The sequence below is a fragment of the Roseovarius sp. D0-M9 genome (genome assembly GCF_037083805.1).
Lineage (GTDB): Bacteria > Pseudomonadota > Alphaproteobacteria > Rhodobacterales > Rhodobacteraceae > Roseovarius.
On record NZ_JBAPKZ010000009.1, the window covers coordinates 87,272 to 109,661 of the forward strand.

The 22,390-nt window shown below is 63.6% G+C and carries 24 protein-coding genes and 1 riboswitch; of the genes, 10 read left to right on the forward strand and 14 right to left on the reverse strand.

Annotated features, from left to right (window positions below; translation table 11 throughout):
• Positions 1–16: 16 nt before the first annotated feature.
• The 3 genes from V8352_RS08215 to V8352_RS08225 all read left to right on the forward strand — a co-directional run bounded on the left by V8352_RS08215 (position 17) and on the right by V8352_RS08225 (position 3,421).
• Entirely contained in the window at positions 17–535 is a 519-nt protein-coding gene (locus V8352_RS08215) for a DUF3035 domain-containing protein (protein ID WP_336423790.1), read from the forward strand.
• A 202-nt stretch (positions 536–737) separates the two neighbouring features.
• The gene (locus tag V8352_RS08220) at positions 738–2,099 is read left to right on the forward strand and encodes a M16 family metallopeptidase (RefSeq protein ID WP_442970987.1); all 1,362 of its coding nucleotides are present in this window, start codon (positions 738–740) and stop codon (positions 2,097–2,099) included.
• The gene (locus V8352_RS08225; protein ID WP_336423791.1) at positions 2,096–3,421 is read left to right on the forward strand and encodes a M16 family metallopeptidase; all 1,326 of its coding nucleotides are present in this window, start codon (positions 2,096–2,098) and stop codon (positions 3,419–3,421) included. Before V8352_RS08220 ends, V8352_RS08225 begins: the two co-directional genes overlap by 4 nt.
• A gap of 74 nt (positions 3,422–3,495) precedes the next feature.
• On the opposite strand, the gene V8352_RS08230 is transcribed toward V8352_RS08225, so the two are convergent.
• The 11 genes from V8352_RS08230 to V8352_RS08280 all read right to left on the reverse strand — a co-directional run bounded on the left by V8352_RS08230 (position 3,496) and on the right by V8352_RS08280 (position 13,623).
• The gene (locus tag V8352_RS08230) at positions 3,496–4,191 is read right to left on the reverse strand and encodes an ABC transporter ATP-binding protein (RefSeq protein ID WP_336423792.1); all 696 of its coding nucleotides are present in this window, start codon (positions 4,189–4,191) and stop codon (positions 3,496–3,498) included.
• On the reverse strand, positions 4,191–4,898 hold the full coding sequence (locus V8352_RS08235) for an ABC transporter ATP-binding protein (RefSeq protein WP_336423793.1): 708 nt from the start codon (positions 4,896–4,898) through the stop codon (positions 4,191–4,193). The genes V8352_RS08230 and V8352_RS08235 overlap by 1 nt, the downstream gene beginning before the upstream one ends.
• Positions 4,895–5,839 (reverse strand): branched-chain amino acid ABC transporter permease, encoded by a 945-nt coding sequence (locus tag V8352_RS08240; RefSeq protein ID WP_336423794.1) that lies wholly within the window; start codon positions 5,837–5,839, stop codon positions 4,895–4,897. Before V8352_RS08240 ends, V8352_RS08235 begins: the two co-directional genes overlap by 4 nt.
• Positions 5,836–6,762: a branched-chain amino acid ABC transporter permease gene (locus V8352_RS08245; RefSeq protein ID WP_336423795.1), complete on the reverse strand. Its 927-nt coding sequence runs from the start codon at positions 6,760–6,762 to the stop codon at positions 5,836–5,838. Before V8352_RS08245 ends, V8352_RS08240 begins: the two co-directional genes overlap by 4 nt.
• 6 nt (positions 6,763–6,768) lie before the next feature.
• Complete coding sequence (locus V8352_RS08250) at positions 6,769–7,488, reverse strand: haloacid dehalogenase type II (RefSeq protein ID WP_336423796.1); 720 nt, start codon at positions 7,486–7,488, stop codon at positions 6,769–6,771.
• Positions 7,489–7,600: 112 nt separating this feature from the next.
• On the reverse strand, positions 7,601–8,890 hold the full coding sequence (locus V8352_RS08255) for an ABC transporter substrate-binding protein (RefSeq protein WP_336423797.1): 1,290 nt from the start codon (positions 8,888–8,890) through the stop codon (positions 7,601–7,603).
• Between the two features lie 186 nt (positions 8,891–9,076).
• On the reverse strand, positions 9,077–9,814 hold the full coding sequence (locus V8352_RS08260; RefSeq protein WP_336423798.1) for an SDR family NAD(P)-dependent oxidoreductase: 738 nt from the start codon (positions 9,812–9,814) through the stop codon (positions 9,077–9,079).
• Positions 9,811–10,374 carry a DUF3833 domain-containing protein gene (locus tag V8352_RS08265; protein WP_336423799.1) on the reverse strand — a complete coding sequence of 188 codons (564 nt, stop codon included), beginning with the start codon at positions 10,372–10,374 and terminating at the stop codon, positions 9,811–9,813. Before V8352_RS08265 ends, V8352_RS08260 begins: the two co-directional genes overlap by 4 nt.
• A complete protein-coding gene (locus V8352_RS08270; protein ID WP_442970988.1) occupies positions 10,371–11,645 on the reverse strand; it encodes an MFS transporter in 1,275 nt (424 codons plus the stop codon). Before V8352_RS08270 ends, V8352_RS08265 begins: the two co-directional genes overlap by 4 nt.
• Positions 11,582–12,337, reverse strand: coding sequence for a DUF1365 domain-containing protein (locus tag V8352_RS08275; RefSeq protein WP_336423801.1), 756 nt, complete (start codon positions 12,335–12,337; stop codon positions 11,582–11,584). Before V8352_RS08275 ends, V8352_RS08270 begins: the two co-directional genes overlap by 64 nt.
• Complete coding sequence (locus V8352_RS08280; RefSeq protein ID WP_336423802.1) at positions 12,334–13,623, reverse strand: NAD(P)/FAD-dependent oxidoreductase; 1,290 nt, start codon at positions 13,621–13,623, stop codon at positions 12,334–12,336. Before V8352_RS08280 ends, V8352_RS08275 begins: the two co-directional genes overlap by 4 nt.
• Before the next feature lie 204 nt (positions 13,624–13,827).
• On the opposite strand from V8352_RS08280, the gene V8352_RS08285 reads away from it, so the two are divergent.
• Positions 13,828–14,496: a sigma-70 family RNA polymerase sigma factor gene (locus V8352_RS08285; protein ID WP_336423803.1), complete on the forward strand. Its 669-nt coding sequence runs from the start codon at positions 13,828–13,830 to the stop codon at positions 14,494–14,496.
• 7 nt (positions 14,497–14,503) lie between these two features.
• On the forward strand, positions 14,504–15,157 hold the full coding sequence (locus V8352_RS08290; RefSeq protein WP_336423804.1) for a ChrR family anti-sigma-E factor: 654 nt from the start codon (positions 14,504–14,506) through the stop codon (positions 15,155–15,157).
• 39 nt (positions 15,158–15,196) lie between these two features.
• On the opposite strand, the gene V8352_RS08295 is transcribed toward V8352_RS08290, so the two are convergent.
• Positions 15,197–15,634: a hypothetical protein gene (locus V8352_RS08295; RefSeq protein WP_442970989.1), complete on the reverse strand. Its 438-nt coding sequence runs from the start codon at positions 15,632–15,634 to the stop codon at positions 15,197–15,199.
• Positions 15,631–16,689 (reverse strand): alkane 1-monooxygenase, encoded by a 1,059-nt coding sequence (locus tag V8352_RS08300; protein ID WP_336423805.1) that lies wholly within the window; start codon positions 16,687–16,689, stop codon positions 15,631–15,633. The genes V8352_RS08295 and V8352_RS08300 overlap by 4 nt, the downstream gene beginning before the upstream one ends.
• A gap of 160 nt (positions 16,690–16,849) precedes the next feature.
• Here V8352_RS08300 and ftsY point away from each other — a divergent pair, with 160 nt between their 5' ends.
• From ftsY to V8352_RS08325, 5 genes are all read left to right on the forward strand, one after another.
• A complete protein-coding gene (ftsY, locus tag V8352_RS08305) occupies positions 16,850–18,043 on the forward strand; it encodes a signal recognition particle-docking protein FtsY (protein WP_336423806.1) in 1,194 nt (397 codons plus the stop codon).
• 96 nt (positions 18,044–18,139) lie between these two features.
• A complete protein-coding gene (locus V8352_RS08310; RefSeq protein WP_336423807.1) occupies positions 18,140–19,042 on the forward strand; it encodes a DMT family transporter in 903 nt (300 codons plus the stop codon).
• A 16-nt stretch (positions 19,043–19,058) separates the two neighbouring features.
• A complete protein-coding gene (locus V8352_RS08315; protein ID WP_336423808.1) occupies positions 19,059–19,658 on the forward strand; it encodes an inner membrane-spanning protein YciB in 600 nt (199 codons plus the stop codon).
• Between the two features lie 75 nt (positions 19,659–19,733).
• Positions 19,734–19,810, forward strand: a riboswitch (SAM riboswitch).
• 55 nt (positions 19,811–19,865) lie between these two features.
• On the forward strand, positions 19,866–21,044 hold the full coding sequence (gene metZ / locus V8352_RS08320) for an O-succinylhomoserine sulfhydrylase (protein ID WP_336423809.1): 1,179 nt from the start codon (positions 19,866–19,868) through the stop codon (positions 21,042–21,044).
• Between the two features lie 24 nt (positions 21,045–21,068).
• On the forward strand, positions 21,069–21,968 hold the full coding sequence (locus tag V8352_RS08325) for a dihydrodipicolinate synthase family protein (RefSeq protein ID WP_336423810.1): 900 nt from the start codon (positions 21,069–21,071) through the stop codon (positions 21,966–21,968).
• Positions 21,969–21,976: 8 nt separating this feature from the next.
• Here the strand turns inward: V8352_RS08325 and V8352_RS08330 are convergent, their stop codons facing one another.
• A complete protein-coding gene (locus V8352_RS08330) occupies positions 21,977–22,255 on the reverse strand; it encodes a hypothetical protein (RefSeq protein ID WP_336423811.1) in 279 nt (92 codons plus the stop codon).
• Between the last annotated feature and the right edge of the window lie 135 nt (positions 22,256–22,390).

Consider the following 22,390-nt stretch of genomic DNA (forward strand, 5'->3'; position numbering starts at 1 on the left):
AAGAAGGGCCTACCCCATGCGCCGCAGCATTCTGGCACTTGCACTGCTGACATTCGCCGCCGCCGCCTGCGGGCGCAGCGACGGCGCCCTCACGCGGATCACGAATGAAGGCAATGGCCCGGATGAGTTCGCAGTCCTGCCGACGGCCCCCTTGCAAACCCCCGAAAGCTATAACGCCCTGCCGGCGCCGACGCCGGGCGTTGCCAACCTCGTCGACCCCAATCCGCGCGCGGCGGGTGTCGCGGCGCTGGGCGGAAATCCTGCGGCCACCGTGGGCACCACCGTTTCGGCAGCCGATGGCGGGCTGGTCAACTACACGGGCCGCTTTGGCGTCCAGCCTGCCGTGCGGCAGGATCTGGCCGCCGAGGATGCACAGGTGCGCCGCCGGTATGGCCGCGTCAATATCTTCAACATCGGGCCAAATGACGACTACACCAGCGCCTACAAGAAACAATGGCTCGATAGCCAGGTTGAGCAGCGCCGCATGATGCAGCGCGGTGTCGTGACGCCTTCCGCGCCGCCCGCATCGAACTGACATCACCCTGCAAGACAAGAGCGCCCCGGCCACCACGGCACGGGGCGATTTTCATTTCGCGGCGCTATACGCAGGGCCGCGCCCTTCGTTTCAATCAGGCCGGATCCGATCACGGATATGACATCACGCCTTGCACACGCTCCGGCGCGCCGTATCTAACTGGCAACGTTTACAGACAGTCCGTCCTTACCGGAGAGCATATATGCGCGCCTTGACCCTCGCCCTCATGATCCTTCTGCCCGCCGCTGCGATGGCGCAGGAGGCGGCGGATACCGGCACCGATCAGGTCACCACCTACACCTTGGAGAACGGTCTGGAACTGGTCGTGATCGAGGATCACCGCGCCCCTGTCGTCACTCATATGGTCTGGTATCGCGCCGGATCGGCGGATGAGCCGCCCGGAAGTTCGGGCGTCGCGCATTTTCTTGAGCATCTGCTTTTCAAGGGCACCGACACCCTGGCCCCCGGCGAATTTTCCTCCACGGTGGCCAAGCAGGGTGGCAACGACAACGCCTTTACCAGCTATGACTACACTGCCTACTTTCAGCGCGTGGCCGCCGACCGGCTGGAGCTGATGATGCAGATGGAGGCTGACCGCATGGTCAACCTCAAGCTGGACGAGCAAAACGTCGCAACCGAACGTGAAGTCATCATCGAAGAGCGCAACATGCGCGTCGAGAACAACCCCGGCGCGCTCTTTCGGGAACAGTTGAAGGCGGCGCAATACCTCAATCATCGCTATGGCACGCCCGTGATCGGCTGGCAGCACGAACAGCCGCTGCTGACGCTTGAGGATGCGGTCGATTTCTATACCACGTATTACGCCCCCAATGATGCCATCGTCGTCGTTGCCGGTGACGTGGTGCCCGAGGACGTGCTGGCCATGGCGCAGACCCATTACGGCGCAATCCCCGCCAACCCGGACCTACCCGAGCGAGTGCGACCAGAAGAGCCCCGCCAGCTGGCACCGCGCCGCTTGACGATGGAGGATCCGCGCGTCGCACAGCCCTATCTCACCCGTTCCTACCTCGCGCCCGAGCGGGACAGCGGCGCTCAGGCCGATGCCGCCGCGCTGACCATCCTGGCCGAGATCCTAGGCGGCGGCACCACATCGCTCATGGCGGAGAAACTGCAATTCGATGCGCAGGTCGCAGTGCAATCGGCGGCTTGGTACGATGGCGTCTCGCTTGATGAGACGACCTTCACCCTGCTGGTCGTGCCCGTGCCGGGCGTCACACTGCCCGAGGCAGAGACGGCAATGGACGAGGTCGTTCAGGGCTTCCTTGAAAATGGCGTCGACGCCGATCAGCTGGAGCGGATCAAGATGCAGATGCGGGCGGCGCTGATCTATGCCCGCGACGACGTCAACGGCCTCGCCAATCGCTATGGCGCGGCGCTGGCCTCGGGGCTGACTGTCGAGGATGTTCAGGCTTGGCCGGACGTGCTTCAGGCCGTCACCGCCGAAGACGTGATGCAGGCGGCGCGCGATGTCTTCGACCTTCGCAATTCTGTCACCGGCTACCTGACCGCACCCGAGACCGCCACCACGGAGGCCACCCAATGAGCCGTACGATCATCACCCGCCTGATTCTACCCTGCCTGATGGCACTCGCCTTCGCGCTGCCCGCCCGCGCCGAGATCGAGGTGCAGGACCTCGGCACGCCCGGCGGCGTCGATCTGTGGCTGGTCGAGGATCACAGCATCCCTTTCGTCGCGCTTGAGATGCGCTTTCGCGGTGGTGCGTCCCTGGACCAACCCGGCAAGCGCGGCGCAACCAACCTGATGACCGGCCTGCTCGAAGAGGGCGCGGCCGACATGGACAGCCGCGAATTCGCGCGCCGGGCCGAGGCACTTGCTGCCTCCTTCTCCTACGGCGCGGGCGATGACACTATCAGTGTCTCGGCGCGTTTCCTCAGCGAGAACCGCGACGCGGCGGTGGAGCTTCTGCGCGCCAGCCTCGTCGAGCCGGCGTTCAACCAGAAATCCATCGACCGCGTGCGCGGTCAGGTTCGCTCGATCATACAGTCGGACGAGAAAGACCCACGTGCCTTGGCGGCGCGCGCCTTTGATCAGCAGACATTCGGCGATCACCCCTATGCCACCTCCAAGGACGGCACTCTTGACAGTATCGCGGGCCTCACGCGGGATGATATCGTCGTCGCCCATCGCGCCGCGCTGGTGCGTGACCGCCTCTACGTCGCCGCAGTTGGCGACATCACCGCGGACGAGCTGACCGCGCTTGTTGACAAGCTGACCGAGGGTCTGCCGCAATCGTCGGATATCGCCCTGCCCGGCGAGGCCGATATCACCCTGCCCGGCGGCGCGACCGTCATCGACTTTGACACGCCGCAATCCACCGTCACCTTCGCCCAGCCCGGCATTGATCGGGATGATCCCGACTTCTTTGCCGCCTTTCTGCTCAACCAGATCCTTGGCGGTGGCGGCTTTGAGAGCCGCCTCATGGACGAGGTGCGCGAAAAGCGCGGGCTGAGCTATGGCGTCTACTCCTACCTCGTCGACCGCGACGGTGCGCAGCTTTGGATGGGTCAGGTCGCCTCGGCCAATGACCGCGTCGCGACCACAATCGAAGTGATCCGCGATGAATGGGCCAAGATGCGCGAAACCGGGGTCACCGCCGAAGAGCTGGAGGACGCCAAGACCTATATGACCGGCGCCTATCCGCTGCGCTTTGACGGGAACGGACCTATCGCCAACATCGCGGTCGAAATGCAGGTCGAGGGTCTGCCCACCGACTACATCGCCACGCGCAACGATCAGGTCGACGCGGTCACGCTCGAGCAGATCAACCGCGTCGCGCGCGACCTGCTTGACCCAGAAAAACTTAGCTTCGTCGTGGTCGGAAAACCCGAGGGCTTGTCGAACTAGGGCTGCATACGCATTGCTGCGCTCATCGTTTTGTCGGGGGAAGAACACCCATGTTCGCCTGCTATGATCAGGCGCTACACGCCAAGGTAGCGCGCCGCGACTGACGTGTCGGCGCGCACCTCTTCCACGGTCATCACAGCACCGTTGCGCCCATTCTCGACAAAGGCCACCCGATCCGCGACCTCAAGAACCGCGTCCATTCGGTGCTCGACCAAAAGGATCGCGGTGCCTTGGCCGCGCATGCGCAGGACCACCTCCTGAATCGCGCCGACCACGGACGGCTGAAGACCCTCAGTCGGCTCATCAAGCAGCAGCGCCTTGGGACGCAAGCACAGCGCGCGCGCGGTGGCCAGCATCTGCTGCTCGCCGCCCGACAAGGTTTGAGCAGGCTGGCGATAGCGTTCTCTCAGGCGCGGAAAAAGGTCCAGCACCTCCTCCAGCACTTCGGGCGGGCTCTTCCGCGTGCGCATCCCGATCTCAAGGTTCTGCGCGACGGACAGCCCGGCAAAGAGCCGCCGTCCTTGCGGCACATAGCCGATCCCGGCGCGCGGCACATGGTGCGGGGCCAGCGCGCTGATCTCTTGACCCGCCAGCACCACACGCCCGCCCATCAGCGGGATGAGGCCCATGATCGCGCGCATCATTGTCGTTTTGCCCGCGCCATTGCGCCCCATGAGGCACAGGATTTCACCCTCCGCCACATCCAGCGACAGCTCGCGCAGCACGCGGCCACCGCCATACCCCGCGCTGATCCGCTCCAGCGCCAGCATCACACGCCCCCCAGATAGGCGGCCTGCACGCCCCGGTCGGCGCGCACTTCATCCGGCGTGCCCTCGAAAAGCAGTGCCCCGGCAGACAGCACCGTCACCCGGTCTGCCAGCGCCATGACGACATCCATGTTATGCTCGATCAGCAGGATCGCACGGCGCCCGGCCTGCCCGCGCACCAGATCCTTGAAGGCCGCGATTTCCGGCTCGGACAGGCCCTGCGTCGGCTCGTCAAGGATCAAGAGGCGCGGCGAGGCCACCAGCCCCATGGCAATCTCGACAAGGCGTTGATGGCCATAGCTGAGATCGCCCGCCAACACGTCCCGATACCGCTCCAGACCGACCTGCTCCAAGACGGAGCAGGCGGCCTGCGCCACCTTGCTTGCCGCCATGTGTGGCCGCGCGGCCAGTGCAACATTCTCGGCCACAGGCAGGCGCGCATAGATCGACGTGATCTGAAAGGTATAGGCCATCCCAAGACGGGTGCGCCGATGCGCCGGCAGCGCGGTGATGTCCTGCCCGTCAAAGACCACTTGCCCGGCACTGGGCGCAATCCGCCCGCAGATCATACCCACCAGCGTCGTCTTGCCCGCCCCGTTCGGCCCGATCAGCGCCCGCACCTCGCCCGGCTCGACGGCCATGCTGACGTCATCGACCGCGCGCACGCCGTCATAGCTCTTGCTGAGGCCGCGTACCGACAGAAGACTCATGGCAGCCACCCCCAGAGGCGTCGGCGCACCTCGCCCATGATCCCCTGCGGCGCAAAAAGCGTGAGAAGCACGAGAACCACGCCGGCAATCAGCATGTAGGCGTTCGTGATGTCCGAGCTGAGGTCGATCAGGTAGAACATGAATAGCGTGCCGATAAAGGGCCCAAGCACCGTCCCTGCCCCGCCCAGCAGCACCCAGAGCAAGGGCAGGATGGAATATTCGACCCCCGCAAAGCTGGCCCCCGCATAGCCAAAGAGCAGGCCATAGGCCGCCCCCGCCGTTCCCGAGATGGCCCCGGACACAGTCATCGCCAGCAGCTTGATCCGAAACGTGTCATAGCCCAGCATCCGCGTGCGCGCCTCGTTCTCGCGGATCGCGATCAGGGTGCGGCCGAACGGCGCGCGCACCAGCGCAAGGCAGAGACCCATCACCACGGCAAAGACGACCAGCGCCGCAAGATAACGATTGGCCTCGTCGCTCAGATCAATGCCCCACAGCACGCGCGCGCCCCGCGCAATGACGAACCCCTCGTCGCCCCGCGTCCACTCGCCAAAGTAAAGCACCGTCAGGTATCCCGCCTGCGCGAACATCAGCGTCACGATCATGAAGGCGACCCCCGCCGTGCGCAGCGCCAGCGCGGCGAGGCCGGCGGCCACCGCAGCGCCCGCGACAACCCCCAGCAGAAGTGCAGGCGCAGCGCCCAGCCCCAGATGCTGAACGCTGAGGGCCATGCCATACATGCCCGCCCCGAAAAGCAGCGCATGACCAAGGCTAAGCAAGCCCGCATAGCCAAAGATGATGTTGTAGCCCATTGCGTAGCTGGCCAGCACCATGATGCGCGCGAGGTTGCCGTGATGATAGGCAGGCAACACGAAGTGCCCCAGCAGCAGCAGCAGCAGAACGCCACCATGAAGCGCTATGATGCGCGCGCCCACGCTCATACGCTGCGCGTGCCAAACAGGCCTTGGGGCCGAAAGACCAGTACCAGCGCCACCAGAAGCGTTGCGATGATCTTGGCCAGCGTGGGCGAGAAGAAGACCGAGATGATGCCATCGCTCAGCCCGATCAGGATGGCGGCCACGACCGTTCCGGGCAGGCTGCCGAGGCCGCCAATGATGACGACCGTAAAGGCCAGAAGCAGCGGATCGGCGCCCATCAGGTAGTGCGCCTGCGTGATCGGCACGACCAGCACGGCGGCCAGTGCGGCCAGCGCCGCGCCAATGCCAAAGACCATCGCATAGACACGCTCGACCGGGATGCCAAAGGCGGTCGCCATGTCGCGGTCTGCCTGAACCGCGCGCATAACCAGACCGATGCGCGTGCGCGCCATCATCACCCAGACGCCCAGCAGCACCACCGCCCCGGCGCCGATCACCGCCAGTTTATAGCTGGTCGTCGCCAGCCCCCATGGCCAGTAAAGCGCCAGCGCGCCCTCTTTCATCTCAACCCAAGGCAGGGCGAGCCGCGTGTTGAATGGTGCCTCGACCGGCCGCGCGTCAGGTCCATAACTCATCAAGGTCAGTTGCTGGATGATATAAAGCAGGCCGATCGTGGCCACGATCGTGCGCTCGGGGTCATAGGCGACGCGCTTGAGGATCGTCATATCGGCGGCCACGGCGATGGCCCCTACGATCAGGGGCGCGCCCACCAGCGCCACGGCGAACCCCATGGCGGGCGGGCCGCCCACCATCTGCGCGATGACCCATGCCAAGACGGCGCCCAGCATGAAGAATTCGCCATGCGCGATGTTGACGACGCGCATCACGCCAAAGACAAGGCTGAGCCCCACCGCCGTCAGCGCCAGAACCGACGCCATCACCAGCCCTTCCAGCGTCGCCAGCATCAGGTAGGGGCCCAGCTCCATCCGGCGCTAGCCCGCCGCCAGCTCGGCGCGGTGCGCCTCCACAAGATCGCCCATCGAGTGAAACATCATGTCATAAAGCGGCATATCGCCCGGATTCATCGTCGCGCCAAAGCCTTCTTGATCGTGGCGCCGGTAGATCCAGCAATTGGACAAGCCATGGCGATTGGCCGGGCCATGATCGTGAAACATGCTTTCAGCCGTGTGCAGGATGTCACCTTTGGTCAGGCCCAGTCGCGTCATCTGCTCGAGCATGTAGTCGAAATTGCGCGGCTCGGGTTTGTAGCTGCCGATATCCTCGGCCACGTAAGTCGCGGTAAAGGGATGGCCCAGCTTGGCATCGCTAAAGGCAAAACTCGCATTGTCGACATTCGTCAGCGCGATCAGCTTGAAGTGATCTTTCAGATAGGCCATCGCCTCGGCGCTATCGGGAAAGGCGGGCCAATGCTCGACCGAATGGCCATAGACCTGCGCCTCCTGCCATGATGCGGTCAGCCCCCATTCCTCGGCCAGCCGCTTGTAGACCGTCGCCAGCACGTCGCGGTAGTTCTTGGCCGGTGTCACCCGCTGGCAGGTGCTTTCATGAAAGGCGTGCGCCTCAAGGATCGCATCGCGACTGAGGTCCAGTTGATCGGTCAGCGGCTTCAACCCCGCGATCATGCCAGATTCCCAGTCGATCAGGGTGCCATAGACATCGAATGTCAGCGCCTTGTAATCACTCAGCTTCATTGCAGAACTCCTTGCCGTGTGGGCCGTATCCGGCCTGTTGTTGCAGGAGATAACCCAACGCTCGCGGCAAACATACCCTGAAATTCAGCGCCCGGAGGCTATGCCCCTCCTCTCAGAAGGGCTGCTGCGTGTAATCCACCTCGTCAGGATAGAACCCTTCTTCGATGCCTGCGGTATGCACGCGCACCAACCGGCCGTCTTCGATGCGGCTGATGTGCTGCTCGCCAAACACCTGATGCGTGCGCCCGTTGAACTGCATCGGCCCTTGCGGCCATTCGCGGCTGTGCGGGATTTCGGTCACCGCCTCAACCGCCTCGATCAGCGTCTGCCGATCCTGCGGTCCGCGATACCCCGAGGCCTCCATGCCCGCCTTGATCGCATGCAGCGTGGTCCAGCAGCCGAACATATGACCATAGGTCGATACATCGCGCGAATCCTCCAGCGAGGCACCATTGTCATCGACACCGACGGCGGCACGGTAAAAGGCCTGATGCTCGGTCTGGTCCGGCTGGGCATAGCGGTGCATCCCCTCCCAGAAGTGCGAGCCATCCAGAAATTCAAGACCGGGGCTGTTGATGTCGATCGCCTCAAGGCTGTCGATAAACCCGAAGAGCTGCGGCCCCGACCCACCAAAGAACTCACCCAGCTCCTTGACGAAGGTCAGCACCGAGGGGCCGACCATCACGTGATAGACCACCTCGGTCTCGCGCGGAATCTTGGGGAAATAGCGTGTAAATGAGGTTTCGGACGGCGGAATGGCGATTTTTGCCAGAACTTCGCCCCCCTGCGCCGTGATCGCCTCGCTAAAGAAATCGCGGTGATCGTGTCCATAGGCGTAATCGGGAAAGATCATGGTGACCTTCTTGCCCAGGTTATCTCCGACGAAGGGCGCGACTGACAGGACCTGGCTCTTCACATCCGTGATGCCCGCCTGAACGGTATAGCGGTTCAACATGCCGCTTGCTACGTGATGCCCTTCGGAGACGACGAAATAGGGCAGCTTCAACTCGCCCGCGCGCGGCGCGGATCCTATGACGACATGGCTGAAAAGCGTGCCGTAGGCGACGTCGCACTCGTGCTGATTGGCGAACTTCTCGATCATCTCGGCGCCCCGCTTGGGGTTGGTGCCGTCGTCTTCGGCCACCAGTTCGACCATGCGGCCGTTTATGCCACCATTGTCGTTGATGTATTTCGCAGCGGCGTTGCCCGTCCGCTCGTACCAGCGCCCATAGGCCGCGCCGACGCCCGTGCGGTGAACCTGAAATCCCACCTTGATCGGCTCTGCAGTTTGCGCATGCGTGTAGCGTGCCCAAAGCGGCAGCGCAGCCGCGCCGCCTGCCAAGGTGCTGAGCGCCTTGCGCCGTGTCAGGGTCGGTGTCAGGGTCTTTTCGGTCTTGGTCATGGCCGCGTCCTCATGCTGCGGCAGGTGGCCCTGCCGTCCCGCCGCGATCCTGCGAAGCTGGCACCCGATTGTCCAGATGTTTGCGCCCCTCGTTCGCCCACAACAGGAGAACTCTGGGCTTTTTCTTGGGAAAAACACCCAAAAACCCGCCGCGCGACAATTCGCCCGGACCCCGGCTATGCTGCGCTACTTGCCAAAAAAGCGGTTGTAGAGCCAATCGGGCCAGATCCGGCTGAATCGAAAGAGGTAGCTGAACATGCGCGGGAAGTGCCGCACCGTTGCGCCGGGGTCGTTCATCATCTCGAACATCTCCTGTGCGGCCTCATCGGCCGTCATCAGGAAGGGCATGTTGAAATCGTTCTTGTCCGTCAGCCGCGTCTTGATGAAGCCGGGGTTGGCGATCTGCACGCGCACGCCGGTATTGCGCAGATCGACCTGCATGCTCTCGCCCAGCGCCATGACGCCGGCCTTGGACGCGGCATAGCCGATGGCACCCGGCAGCCCGCGAAAGCCCGACAGCGAGCCGGTCAGCACGATATGGCCCGCATCCTTGGCGACCATCTTGGGCACCACGGCACCGCAACTGCGCAGCGCGCCGACAAAGTTGATGTCGCCCATCGCCTCCGCTTGCTCGGCATCCCAATCCTGCGCCGCAAACGGCCAATAGACGCCCGCAGTATAGATCATTCCGTCGATCTCGCCGACTTCCTCGGCGGCGCGGCGCACGCTCTTCAGATCCGAGACATCGACAGTGACCACATGCGAACGTCCAGGCAGGGCCTCTGCCACGGCCTTCAGCTTGTCTTCGCTGCGCGACGACAGGATCAATTCGGCGCCAGCACGGCTCAGCTTGTGTGCCAGTGCCTCGCCCAGACCATCACTGGCCCCGATCATCCAATAGCGTTTTCCGATCCAGTCGGTCATGCAGCATCCACCTTTTTCATCGTGGCCACCAGTTCGGCCACCTTTATCCCATACTTACGGAACTGGCTGCGATTGACGATAGTTCCGCCGGGCGTCAGATACATCCAGTCGGTAACGCTCAGAACATGCCCCCCCGCCTCGGCGGGCAGGCGGATGCGGTAGCGCAGCATCAGCGACGCTCCGCTGAGCTGTCCGCGCCCCGCTCCGACCAGATCGTCGGCCTCGGCGCGCAGGGTGCCGTTCGGCCCCAGGGACAGGCGCCATTCGCGATCTTGGGTATTGCCGCTGTCATAGACGAAATGCTCGGCCAACGTGCCGGTGTCCCCCGTCCAGGTGCCCCGAAACTCCGCATCAAAGCGCGAGGCGACGCGCCCCAATGGGCCATAAATGACGCCATGACATGCGATGCGCCCCGACAGGTGCTGGCGCATGTCCATGGCGGGCGCGCTGCTGGCATAGTCTTCGGGCTTCTGCGCGTTGAAATCCGTAAGGCTCTGGCGCAGCCAGACCGCGACACCGCACAGCAGCGCCCCCAATACCATCCACCCGATCACAGTCATGCCATATTCCCCTCTGGCAGGCGCGTTGTCGCCAAGAGCGCGATGGCCACCAGTTTCAACACGCACGGCAGCGCGCAATAAAGCAGCGTCAGAAGCAGCAGCGCCGCCTCGTCATTCTGCGCGCCCGCCTGAAATCCGCCCGCCTCCAACGTCGGCAAGAGCGCGACAGCCGCAATCGCGAGCGTCAACTTGGACACGAAGGACCACAGGCCAAATCCCTCGCTCGCCCCCGGTGCGATATCGGCCATGCGGCGCGCAAAGATCGCAGGCAGCAACGTCAGATCGGCCCCGACAGCTGCGCCCGACACCACGCAAACCACCGCAAAGGCCCATATGTCACCAGTGCCAAGCAGCGCCGCGCAGCCGAAGGCGGCGATGGCCAGCACCATCGCGGCAAGCAACGTGCGCTTGGCCCCCCACCGCTCGGCGGCCCGGCCCCATGCGGGCGCAGCCAGCGCAGCCGACAGGAAAAAGACCAGCAATAGCGGCCCCTCCCATCCCGGCGCGCCAAGGCGGCTTTCGACGAAGAAGAGGAACAGCGTGGAGCTGACGGCGACCGGCGCCGCATTGACCAGCGCGATCAACAGCAGGCGGCGCGATATATCGTCCCGCAAGATCGGACCAAAGCCTTCGGACGGGATCGACGCGCGGCCCCACTGGCCCCACATCGCGGCCAATGCCAGCACGCCAAGGATGGCGAAGGCCAGCGCAAATCCTGCATATCCACCCAAAAGCACGGGCGCCACCGCTGCCGCGCAGATGCCCAAGAGCGCGCCCGTCTCGCGCCAGCGCGCCAGTCGCAGATGCCCCGACTGGGCCAGCGCCGAGGCGGTCGAGACGCCCTGAGCGTAAAAGCAGATCGTCAGATAGCTGAAGCTGGAGAAAACCACCGTCAGCATTACCGCAAACCACCAGACAGGCGCGATGGGCGGGGCCACGGCAAAAAGGCCGATCATCGCCAGTGCCATTGCGATCCCTGCAATCAACACCGTGACAGCGCGAAACGCCTGCGTGCGTGCGGCAAGCCGGCCCAGCAGCGGGTCCTGCACCACGTCGATGAGGCGCAGCGCGAAAAGGACACTCCCAAGCAGGGTCAGGGACACGCCATATTCATCGACATAGAACTTGGGCGCGTGGATGTAGATCGGCAGGCCCGCCGCAGCAATGAAAGCAGCAAAGAGAGAGAAAGCAGGCAGGCGCGGCGCGCTCACCGCGTAACCTCGGTCTCGGGCGGCTCGGGGCGGGGGCGATATGTGGCACCCTTCCACCATAGCTTGAGCGCCTGCCAATGGATCAGCGCCAGCACCCGGCGCGAGCCGAAGGGACGGCGCAGCATCGCAGCCAGCAGCCCCCGATTGCTGAGCCCGCGGCGCGGCCCGGTCAAGGTCGCGACCAGACCGCCATCGCCCCCGGTCATGTCGATCCAGATGCCAATGCGGTCCTCTCGCACGTCGAACCGGAATTCATACCCGCCATCGACCTTCTGAAAGGGGGAAACATGGAAAATCTTGTCTGAATGCAGTCGATCCTCGGCCCCGATGACCGAACCGTCGGCCTTTAGGCACAGATAGCTGTGGCGATCGCCAAACGTATTGCTGACCTCGGCGATCACCTGCCGCAGACCGCCGTCGGCGTCCCGGCAGAGCCAGAAAGACACCGGATTGAACACATGGCCCATGATGCGCGGCTGGGCCAGCAGCTCGATCCTTGCAGGCTGCGGGATCTGGTAGCTGTCCAGCACCTGCCGCACCCAAGGCGCGCCGATACCGTGGCCCGGCGCCCCACCATGATCGCGATCATGAAGGCTTGCCAACCCGGCGCGATTGCGCCCGAAGAGACGCGGCGTGCGCAGCTCTGCTTCGGCATCCGCCAGAACGTAGTCGATGGAATAGCGAAACGAATTGCTGACCGCGCCCTTGCGCCCGTGCCACGTGTGGCCCGCGATATGATCGACACGGCTCATGCCGCGGCCAAGGCTCCGCGCTCGGTGAGCGCATCGGCCACGTCGACGGCGCTGCCCAGACCATCTTCGTGAAAGCCGCTCTTCATCCATGCACCACAATACCAGGTATTCTGCGCCCCGTTCATCGCCGCGATACGCCCCTGCGCGGCCAGCGCAGCCTGATCATAGACCGGATGGCGCAGCGTCACGCGATCATGGATCAGCTCTTCACGGATCTGGCGCGTCGTGTTCAGCGTCACGAAATGCGGATCATCCATCGGGATCGGCTGCAACTTGTTCATCCAGTAGGTCAGGTCGATACGGCTATCGGTCTTGGCGCGGTCCTCGGTATAATTCCAGGACGACCAGACGGCGCGGCGGCGCGGCATGATCGACGCATCCGAATGCAGCACGACGTCGTTTGGCTGATACCCGATGGCGCCCAGATTGCGCCGCTCGTCAGCGCTGGGATCGGTCAACAGGCGCAAGGAGTCGTCCGAATGGGTCGCCATGACGACCGCATCAAACCCCTCCCAATCGCCGCCTGCCTTGATCTGAACGCCCGCAGGCGTGCGGCGCACCGCCTGGACCGGACAGCCGGGCCGCAGTAATACGCCAACGTTGCGCAGATACGTCTCAAGCCGGTTGACATACTGCACAGAACCGCCCTTGACCGTATACCACTGATGCTGACCATCGTAATTCAACAGCGCGTGGTTCTCGAAAAACCGCATCATCGTCTCGGCCGGAAAATCCAGAATCTTTCTGGTCGGCGTCGACCAGATCGCGCCCGACAGCGGCAAAAGGTAATAATCGCGAAACCAATCCCCGGTGCGCAGGTGCGTCAGCAGCGCGCCAATGCTCATGTCGCTGCCGCGCGAAACCTCCAGCGCATTGGCGTTGAAGTGAAATATATCGCGCAACATCCGCAGGAAGCCGGGCCGCGCCACGTTGCGCCACTGGGCAAATGCCGCGCCTGCGCCGGCAAGACCATATTCGATGCGCCCCCCGTCGATGGACGCGCCAAAGCTCATGTTGCTGGGCACGACAGGCACGTCGAGCTGGGCAAAGAGATCGGCCAGATGCGGGTAATTGGCATAGTTGAAAACGATAAAGCCGGTATCGACAGGCTGGTCACCACGCTTGCCGGCCATGATGGTGCGGGCATGTCCGCCCAGCCGCGGCTCGGCCTCATAAAGGGTTACGTGATTTTCTGCACTCAGACGATGGGCCGCGCCCAAACCGGAAATTCCGCCCCCGACAACAGCAATCTTGCGTCTCGGGGCGGGCTGCAACTCAAATGGCATATGGGCAAGGGTCCGTTTTGTTCATTCTTATAGCCAAGGATACGGCTGGGGGACTGCATTGGATGCAAATTCATTCCAGTAGCCGATGCGCCCTGCGTATTTTCACGCAAAGGTGATCCAATACTGCGCCTGTGCCGTAATAGGCATATGTTTTGCACGATTGACACCTCTTACGATAGCTTGGCATCGTTTCATGGGACCGCTATGGCGGTTGCAGCGCAGCCGCGTGTGCAAAAGATCGAAACGTCAGGACATTACGCATTGCCCCCAGAACGGCCAGACACTGACCGGATCGAGACTGGCCGGATTGAGACTGGCCGGGTCGAGACTGGCCGGGAATTCGAGAATAACCGTTGGACCGACATCATCGCGCGCATCCGCGATGACGCGGACGAGGCGGCCTTTGCCGAAATCTTTGATCATTTCGCGCCACGCGTGAAAGGTTTCTTGATGAAGTCCGGGGCCAGCGCGACGCTTGCCGAGGAATGCGCGCAAGATGTCATGGCAACGCTCTGGCAGAAGGCGCATCTCTTTGATCCCTCCCGCGCCAGCGCTGCCACGTGGATTTTTACCATTGCCCGCAACAGGCGCATCGACGCGCTGCGCAAGGCACGACGCCCCGAACCCGAGGATATCATCTGGGGCCCAGAAGAGGCACCGGATCAGGCCGACGTTCTTGCCCTCGAGCAGGAAAGCGCACAACTGGCCGAGGCCATCGCCGCCCTTCCCGCCAAGCAAAAGACACTGATCGAGGCCGCTTATTTCAGCGATCTCAGCCATTCGGAAATCGCCGAGAAAACGGGCCTGCCGCTCGGCACGATAAAATCACGCATCCGTCTCGCGATTGACCGGCTGCGCCATACGATGAAATGAAAACGCCATGACAGACCCTATCGCACATCACCTGACGGACTCTCTCCTGATGGCCTATTCCTCGGGATCACTGCCCGAGGCATTCAGCCTGACCGTGGCCACGCATATATCGCTGTGCGATGAATGCCGCGCCCGGCTGGGTGCATTTGACAGTGTCGGCGGCGCGCTGCTGGACACGGCCGACGCATCACAGATGGCACCCGGCAGCATGGCGGCAGCACTAGCAGCAGCCAAGTCGTCGGCCGCCACGCCTGCCCGCGCAGCGGCGGTGCGCCCCACCGGTGTGCTGCCTGCGCCCCTTCAGGATTATGTCGGCGGTGATCTGGACGCGGTGAAATGGCGCGCGGTCGGCATGGGCGTGCGCCAGGCCATCCTGCCGACCCAAGGCGGCGCGACCGCGCGCCTGCTGCATATCCGCGCCGGGGCCGCCGTGCCCGATCACGGACATAATGGATTGGAGCTGACGCTGGTGCTTCAAGGTGCCTTTGTGGACGACGAGGCGCGATTTGCGCGCGGCGATATCGAAATCGCCAGCGAAGACCTTCAACATACGCCCATCGCGGATATCGGCGAGGATTGCATCTGCCTTGCGGCCACCGATGCCCCGCTGCGATTTCAAAGCTGGGTTGCGCGTGCAGCCCAGCCTTTCCTGCGCATCTAAGGGCATCCGGCGCGCTGTGCGCCCCTAGGGTATCGCCTGCTAGACGCCAACGTCAGGGCCCGGACAGACCAGCGGCTCATCGCTTTGGCCGACCTCATAGAGTTCTACTGACGTCGGATCATTCTCGAATTTCGCAATCAGACCATTCGGACCCTCGCGAAAGCTCCAGCATTGGGGGTCCGGCTCGGTATCGTAGACAAAGCAGATCAGCCCGTCCTCCTCATACCATTCGCCCTCTTGGCACGTGCCCTCGACAAAGGACCACCGCACGCGGCGGTCATCCAGATATTGCTCGATTCCATAGGGCATGCCGTCCGCGCCATAGCTGAATGTGCGGCCCTTGGTATAGGCATCGAACTCATCGGCCGTCATGTACTCTTGTGCAAGTGAAGGGGCGGCGATGAGCGACAGGATGAGGGCAAGAAAACGCATGCCGCATTTATGCCACGACGCGGCCCGGACCGCTACAGCTTTCATGGCGCTGCCCCTTGGGTGGCAGAGGCTCTATCACGCCGCGCCTCCCACCGGTCAAGACGGCGGTCCATGACACGCCGCCAGACCGTCGGGGCCAGCGACAGGGCCGCCATCAGCGGTAGGGGATAGGGCAGCGATGGCATATCCTCGGGCGTCAGGCGCAGCGCCGGAAATTCGGTGCCCGGCGAGACATGATGATGCGAATGGCGCGGCGCATTGAGTGTCATCGCGGATGAAAACCGGTGCGGCGCATTCCACGAATGGCCCGGCCCCACAGGCTCCAGCGCGCCGGTGTCCAGCCTGCGCCGCCGCAGCCCGTAGTGCTGCACGTAATCCGACATCATGATCTGCATCTGCGCGTGAAGGCACATTGCGACATAGGCGGCGATCCCGGCCAGCCCACCCAATGCGGCCGCGAGCATGAGACAAATGATGCCGGCACCGACATAAAGACCGTAAGGATGCCGCCACAGTGGCCGGCCCGCCCGCGCCAGCATGGCCTTTTCAGCCTGCCAACCCGCCTTGAACCCGCCACGCCCCGCGCGCCACGCAAAGCGATAAAACCCCTCGCCGCGCCGCGCGCTGCTGGGATCGCCGTCACTGGCCACATTGACGTGATGGACCAGAAGATGCGCGCTCGCGTGGTGCCCGATCAGCAAGCTGCTATACACCAGCCTGCCCAGAAGGCGCAGCAGACGGGGGCGCTTGTGGATCAGCTCATGCGCGGCGGGATGTCCGATCTGGCCAAAGACCAGCCCCGCCGCCACCCCAAGGCTGATCCGCGCGGGCCAATCCAGCCCCGCCTGCCCGGCAACCGCCCAGACCGCAGCGCCCAGCACGACGAAATGCAACACGCCCAGCACGGCCAGAAGCCGCGGCGCACCCGGAAATTCCGCGCCGTCCTCCGGCACGCCGGGTGCCGCGGCGATCATCCGGTCCAGCGCGAACGACAGAACGGTCATGTAAATCAGCGCCGCGTAGGGCCAGACCCCGCCAAACGGAGCCCCGGCGAGGATCATCGCCATCGGCGCAAGGGTTGCGCAAGAAAACAGGATCATTCGTGTCGCCTCCTCGCCCGGACAGCCTTGGGCCTCATACCTTAACATTGCATTTCCCCATAAGGAAAAACTGGATGGCATAGCGCCGCAGGGGGCAATCCCTTCCATATCCGTCCCAAGCCCATTAGATGAAGGGAACTGAGGCGCAGACGGGGGCATCATGGCTTTTTTCAAGAAGCTGAAGGACAAGCTGTTCAACTCGTCGTCCAAACTGGACGAGGGGCTGGATGCAATCGTCGAGGATGGCGGCGAGGTGGACCCACCGCCCTCGCCCCAGCCGGGCGAGCCACAGCAGGACGCACCCGCCCAGCCGGCGCCGCGCCCCGAAGAGATCCCGCCCCCCATAGACGAGATCCCCGCGCCAGCGCCGGAGGAGCTTCCCAAGGCGCCGCCGCAAGGCATCGTGCCGCCGACCCCGATCGAAATACCAGTCGAAGACACGCCGCCCAGCGCGGAGGCAGGTCCGTCCGGCGGGCTGCTTGGCCGCATCTTTGGGCGCGACACCGCACGCGCGCCGCGCCGCGTGCTGGACGACGACATGCTCGAGCGGCTCGAAGAGCTGCTGATCACCGCCGACATGGGCGTTGATACCGCCCTGCGCGTCACCGCCAACATGGCCGAGGGCCGCATGGGCAAGCGCCTCTCGGCGGTCGAGATCAAGCAGCTTCTGGCGCAGGAAATTGCCCGGATCATGGAGCCCGTGGCGCGCCCCATGCCGCTCTACCCGAAAAAGCCGCAGGTCGTGCTGGTTGTAGGTGTCAACGGCTCGGGCAAGACGACGACCATCGGCAAGTTGGCGAGCCAGTTCAAGGCGGCGGGCAAAACGGTTGTGATTGCCGCCGGTGACACCTTCCGCGCGGCCGCGGTCGAACAATTGCAGATCTGGGGCGACCGCGCGGGCGTGCCCGTGATGACCGCCCCCGAGGGCAGCGATCCGGCCAGCCTTGCCTGGGATGCGATGGCACAGGCCGAACGCGATGGGGCCGATCTTTTGATGATCGACACCGCCGGGCGGCTGCAAAATCGCGCCGACCTGATGGAGGAACTGGCCAAGATCGTCCGCGTCATCCGCAAGAAGGACGAAACCGCGCCGCACAACACTCTTCTGGTGCTCGATGCCACCACCGGGCAGAACGCGCTCAGCCAGGTCGAGACATTCCAGAAGCTGGCCGATGTCTCGGGCCTCGTGATGACCAAGCTTGACGGCACGGCGCGGGGCGGCGTCCTGGTGGCGCTGGCCGACAAGTTCGGCCTGCCGATCCATGCCATCGGCGTGGGCGAGCAGATCGACGACCTTTCGCCCTTCGACCCCGAGGAATTCGCCGCCGCCCTCACCGGACTGGATACCGAATGACCCCGGCGCCCAAGGCGCGTCGCCTGAAGCGCGCGCACCCTTGACGGCCCGCGCCGTGACACCGCGCGGCCCAGCGGCGCGGCAACGCACCCAGACGTGAGCGATTGGCTCATCTCCATCGAGGGGACGGCATCGGGCCAGCAACTGGCCCTTGCCCTCGCGCTCATGGCGGCCCTTCTGCACGCCGTTTTCGGCGCGATCCAAAAGGGCCGTCACGATCCATGGCTGACACGCGGCGCGGTCGATTTCAGCTATGCGGCCCTGGCCGCGCCGATCGCGCTCTTCCTTGTGCCGTGGCCCGAGCCGCATATGTGGATCATCTTTGCAGCGGTCTGGGCGATCCATACCGTCTACAAGATCCTGCAAGCGATGGCCTATTCGCGCGGCGCCTTCACCGTGGTCTATCCGGTCGTACGCGGCACGGGGCCGCTCTTTGCGGTGATCGGTGCTTATCTGCTCTTTGGCGAGACCTTCAATCTGGTTCAATGGATGGGTGTCGCGGTGCTTCTATCGGGCATATTCGGCCTTGCGATCTACAACCTGATATTTCTCGACGTCGCGCGCGACACGCTCCCGGCCGCATTGACGCTGGCGGTGATGACGGGTCTTCTGGTCGCCGCCTACACCACATTCGACGCCTACGGCATCCGCGAGACCGCCGATCCCTTTACCTTTCTCGCGTGGTTCTTTCTGATCGACGGGCTGAGCATGCCGGTGATCGCCGCGATCCGCTGGCGCCGGATGGAGGCGCGGCCCGACCTCGGCCCTCTCATGCTGCGCGGTGCCATCGGCGGGATCATCGCACCGCTGTCCTTCGGCGCGATCATGTTGGCCACCCGCCTCGACAGCGTGGGCGAGGCGGCGGTCTTGCGCGAAACATCGGCGGTTTTCGCCGCCCTCATCGGCTGGCTTTTTCTGGGCGAGACGGTCGGACCAAGGCGCACGGCACTGATGGCATTGATTGCGGCGGGCGCCGTGATAGTAGAGGTGGGCGGATGACGCCCTTGGAGGATACATGAACGAACGCAAGATCAACGGCGGGCTCAAGACCGGCCTCGAACTGGGGCCGATCCTCGCCTTTTTCATCGCCTATATCCTGCTCAAGGACCGGATATTCACCATTGGCGGCACCGAGTATGATGGCTTCATCGTCGTCACGGCGGGCTTCATACCGGTTTTTCTGGTCTCCATCGGCGTTCTGTGGGCGCTTACCGGGCACCTGTCGAAAATGCAGGCGATGACGGCAATCCTCATCACCGTCTTTGGTGGCCTCAGCATCTGGTTCAACGACCCCAAGTTTTTCAAGATGAAACCGACGATCATCTATCTGCTGTTCGGCGGCATCCTTGGCATCGGGCTCTTGCAGGGCAAATCCTACCTTCAGACCGTCATGGACACCGTGATGCCCCTGACGCGCGAGGGGTGGATGATCCTCACGCGCCGGCTCACATTCTTCTTCCTCGGCCTTGCCCTGCTCAACGAGATCATATGGCGCACCCAAAGCGAAGAGATCTGGGTTTATTTCAAGACCTTCGGGCTGACGGCCGCCATTTTCATCTTCTTCATAACCCAGTCCAAGATCTTCAACGAATACGGCTCCGATCCCAAGGAATGATCCCTGCTTTCATTGTTCTTGCAAATACTCCCGCCGGAGGCTCCGCCAGTTGACGCACGCGCGGCGCCGGAGTATCTGCCCTCGGGTGGCGATTTGTTACCGGATTGCGGGCCACGTTAAACAATTCGCTAAAAGGTCACGGGAAAGGCTCCCCTTTTCGCATGACCGGCTCGGGAGTTCAGGGGCATTGGCCCGGAGGTCGAAACGATGACAGATAATTGGAAAACACGCACCGCATTGGTGCATGGCGGCACGGCGCGCAGCCAATGGGGCGAGGTCAGCGAGGCGATCTTCCTCACGCAAGGCTTTGTCTATGACAGCGCCGAGGCCGCCGAGGCGCGCTTTATCCAGACGGGGCCGGATGAGTACATCTATGCCCGGTACGGCAACCCGACGGTGGCGATGTTCGAAAAACGCATCGCGATGATCGAAGGGGCCGAGGATGCCTTTGCCACGGCCAGCGGCATGGCCGCTGTCTCGGGCGCGCTGACCTCGATGCTGAAGGCGGGCGATCATGTCGTCTCGGCGCGGGCGCTTTTCGGATCGTGTCTTTATGTGTTGAACGATGTCCTGACGCGCTACGGCGTCGAGGTGACATTCGTCGACGGCACTGACCTCGGCCAATGGGAAGAGGCGATTCGCCCCGATACCACGGCCGTCTTTTTCGAGACGATCGCCAATCCAACGCTCGATGTGGTCGATCTTGAGGCGGTGGCCAAACTGGCGCATGCACATGGCGCCAAGGTCATCGTCGACAACGTGTTTGCCACGCCCGTCTTTTCCCGCGCGATCGAGCAGGGCGCCGATGTCGTCGTCTATTCCGCGACCAAGCATATCGACGGGCAGGGCCGCGCCTTGGGCGGCGTCATCATGGGCACACGCGACTTCATTCGCGGCACGGTCGAGCCCTACATGAAGCATACAGGCGGCTCCATGTCGCCCTTCAACGCGTGGATCATGCTCAAGGGGCTCGAGACGATCGACCTGCGCGTGCGCGCGCAAGCGGCATCGGCCCTTGCGCTGACCGAGGCGCTGCAAGGCCACCCCAAGGTCAAACGAGCGATCTATCCCGGCCATGCCAGCCATCCCCAGCATGACCTGACGATGCACCTCATGGGCAAGGGCGGCACCGTCGTCGCGCTTGACCTGCAGGGTCAGGCCGAGGCTTTCCGCTTTATCAATGCGCTGAAGATCGTGCTGATCTCGAACAATCTGGGCGACACGAAATCCATCATCACCCACCCTGCGACGACCACGCATCAGCGCCTGCCCGAAGACCAGCGCATGAGCCTTGGCATCACGCCGGGCCTTGTGCGTCTGTCGCTCGGGATAGAAGATCCCGATGATCTGATCGCCGACATCCGGCAGGCGCTGGACGCGATCTAAACCCCTATCGGAGAGCCTTTGACCATGACCGACCGTCTATCCGGCATCGTGACGCCCTTGCTGACCCCCTTCAACGACGATTTGACGGTCGCGGATGATCTCTATGTCGATCACGCCCGGCACTGCCTGGCCCAGGGCTCGCATTATCTGTCGCCCTTCGGCACGACCAGCGAGGCGCTCAGCCATTCGGTGGCCGAGAGGATGCGTCTGGTCGAACTTCTGATCGATAGCGGCGCCGCCCGCGCCGATCAGTTGATGCCGGGCACCGGCCTTTGCAACCTCGAAGAGACGGCGGCGCTCTGCCGCCATGCCGTCGATCTGGGCTGCCGGGCCGTCATGACACTGCCGCCCTTCTTCTTCGTCACCGCCAGCGACGAGGGGCTTTACCGCTATTTCAGCGCGCTGATCGAAAAGGTCGGCAGCGACGCGTTGACCATCTGCCTTTATCACATACCCCAATATGCGGGTATCGGATTTACCCCCGCACTCGCCGCACGCCTGAGCGAGGCGTTCCCAGAGGTGGTGACCGCGCTCAAGGACAGCTCGGGCGATTGGGACAATACCCGCGCGGTGATCGAGGCCGCGCCGAGCATTTCCGTCTTTCCCGGCAGCGAGGGCGCGATGCTGGAGGCGATGGCGCTTGGCGGGGGCGGCTGCATTTCGGCCAGTTGCAATTCCAACGCGGCGGGTATCCGGCGGCTCTATGATCTTGCGCGGGCAAACGACACCGCCGGAATGGACGCGCTGAAGCCTCAGATCGACGCCCACCGCGCCGCCGTCTTTTCGGGCGGTCTGATTCCCGGCCTCAAGGCACTGAAAGCCGAAGAGACCGGCGACGCGCGCTGGCTTAATTTGCGTCCACCGTTGTTGAACGCAGCGCCCGAACTGGCCGCGCCGCTGGCCGAAACCGTCTGGCGCGGTTGACAGCGGGCTTAAACCGGAATCGAAACCGTATGCTTGGTCAGCTCGGGCATCGGCCGCGGCGCTGAGGGCGCGCGCGTCTGACGCGCTGGTGCAGAGACCCTGGTCTGGGTCTTTGGGCTGCTTGGCGCCGCGCCCGCCGTCCGTTCGGGCGGCCATGCGATCATTGGGTGGGAGGCAAGCGCGGCCTCGCCAACAATCTGCGCAAAGCGGAACTGCTGTTTGAACATGTAGCTCATGAGGCCGATGTAGGCCGTAACATGAGGGGGCATTGTATGCTTGGAAGTCATTGTCGTCTCCCTTAGGTCAGGGGGTGAACGAGGGGTAGTGTTGCATGCCCTTTGGCGAGTCGCCAAGTGCCATCCCGCCGCTGCCGGGATTCAGACGGAAATCCGCCTGCCACGCAAAATACCCCGCATCCGCCC

Excerpts from the sequence above, each read along its gene's own strand:
- V8352_RS08290 (WP_336423804.1), top strand. The coding sequence starts at position 14,504 with ATGACAGACCCTATCGCACATCACCTGACGGACTCTCTCCTGATGGCC.
- V8352_RS08275 (WP_336423801.1), bottom strand. The coding sequence starts at position 12,337 with ATGAGCCGTGTCGATCATATCGCGGGCCACACGTGGCACGGGCGCAAG.
- V8352_RS08225 (WP_336423791.1), top strand. The coding sequence starts at position 2,096 with ATGAGCCGTACGATCATCACCCGCCTGATTCTACCCTGCCTGATGGCA.
- V8352_RS08265 (WP_336423799.1), bottom strand. The coding sequence starts at position 10,374 with ATGACTGTGATCGGGTGGATGGTATTGGGGGCGCTGCTGTGCGGTGTC.
- V8352_RS08295 (WP_442970989.1), bottom strand. The coding sequence starts at position 15,634 with ATGAAAGCTGTAGCGGTCCGGGCCGCGTCGTGGCATAAATGCGGCATG.
- V8352_RS08300 (WP_336423805.1), bottom strand. The coding sequence starts at position 16,689 with ATGATCCTGTTTTCTTGCGCAACCCTTGCGCCGATGGCGATGATCCTC.
- V8352_RS08330 (WP_336423811.1), bottom strand. The coding sequence starts at position 22,255 with ATGACTTCCAAGCATACAATGCCCCCTCATGTTACGGCCTACATCGGC.
- V8352_RS08325 (WP_336423810.1), top strand. The coding sequence starts at position 21,069 with ATGACCGACCGTCTATCCGGCATCGTGACGCCCTTGCTGACCCCCTTC.
- V8352_RS08230 (WP_336423792.1), bottom strand. The coding sequence starts at position 4,191 with ATGCTGGCGCTGGAGCGGATCAGCGCGGGGTATGGCGGTGGCCGCGTG.
- V8352_RS08235 (WP_336423793.1), bottom strand. The coding sequence starts at position 4,898 with ATGAGTCTTCTGTCGGTACGCGGCCTCAGCAAGAGCTATGACGGCGTG.
- V8352_RS08315 (WP_336423808.1), top strand. The coding sequence starts at position 19,059 with ATGAACGAACGCAAGATCAACGGCGGGCTCAAGACCGGCCTCGAACTG.
- V8352_RS08280 (WP_336423802.1), bottom strand. The coding sequence starts at position 13,623 with ATGCCATTTGAGTTGCAGCCCGCCCCGAGACGCAAGATTGCTGTTGTC.
- V8352_RS08215 (WP_336423790.1), top strand. The coding sequence starts at position 17 with ATGCGCCGCAGCATTCTGGCACTTGCACTGCTGACATTCGCCGCCGCC.
- V8352_RS08220 (WP_442970987.1), top strand. The coding sequence starts at position 738 with ATGCGCGCCTTGACCCTCGCCCTCATGATCCTTCTGCCCGCCGCTGCG.
- V8352_RS08245 (WP_336423795.1), bottom strand. The coding sequence starts at position 6,762 with ATGGAGCTGGGCCCCTACCTGATGCTGGCGACGCTGGAAGGGCTGGTG.
- metZ (WP_336423809.1), top strand. The coding sequence starts at position 19,866 with ATGACAGATAATTGGAAAACACGCACCGCATTGGTGCATGGCGGCACG.
- V8352_RS08270 (WP_442970988.1), bottom strand. The coding sequence starts at position 11,645 with ATGGTGGAAGGGTGCCACATATCGCCCCCGCCCCGAGCCGCCCGAGAC.
- V8352_RS08255 (WP_336423797.1), bottom strand. The coding sequence starts at position 8,890 with ATGACCAAGACCGAAAAGACCCTGACACCGACCCTGACACGGCGCAAG.
- V8352_RS08285 (WP_336423803.1), top strand. The coding sequence starts at position 13,828 with ATGGCGGTTGCAGCGCAGCCGCGTGTGCAAAAGATCGAAACGTCAGGA.
- ftsY (WP_336423806.1), top strand. The coding sequence starts at position 16,850 with ATGGCTTTTTTCAAGAAGCTGAAGGACAAGCTGTTCAACTCGTCGTCC.
- V8352_RS08240 (WP_336423794.1), bottom strand. The coding sequence starts at position 5,839 with ATGAGCGTGGGCGCGCGCATCATAGCGCTTCATGGTGGCGTTCTGCTG.
- V8352_RS08250 (WP_336423796.1), bottom strand. The coding sequence starts at position 7,488 with ATGAAGCTGAGTGATTACAAGGCGCTGACATTCGATGTCTATGGCACC.
- V8352_RS08260 (WP_336423798.1), bottom strand. The coding sequence starts at position 9,814 with ATGACCGACTGGATCGGAAAACGCTATTGGATGATCGGGGCCAGTGAT.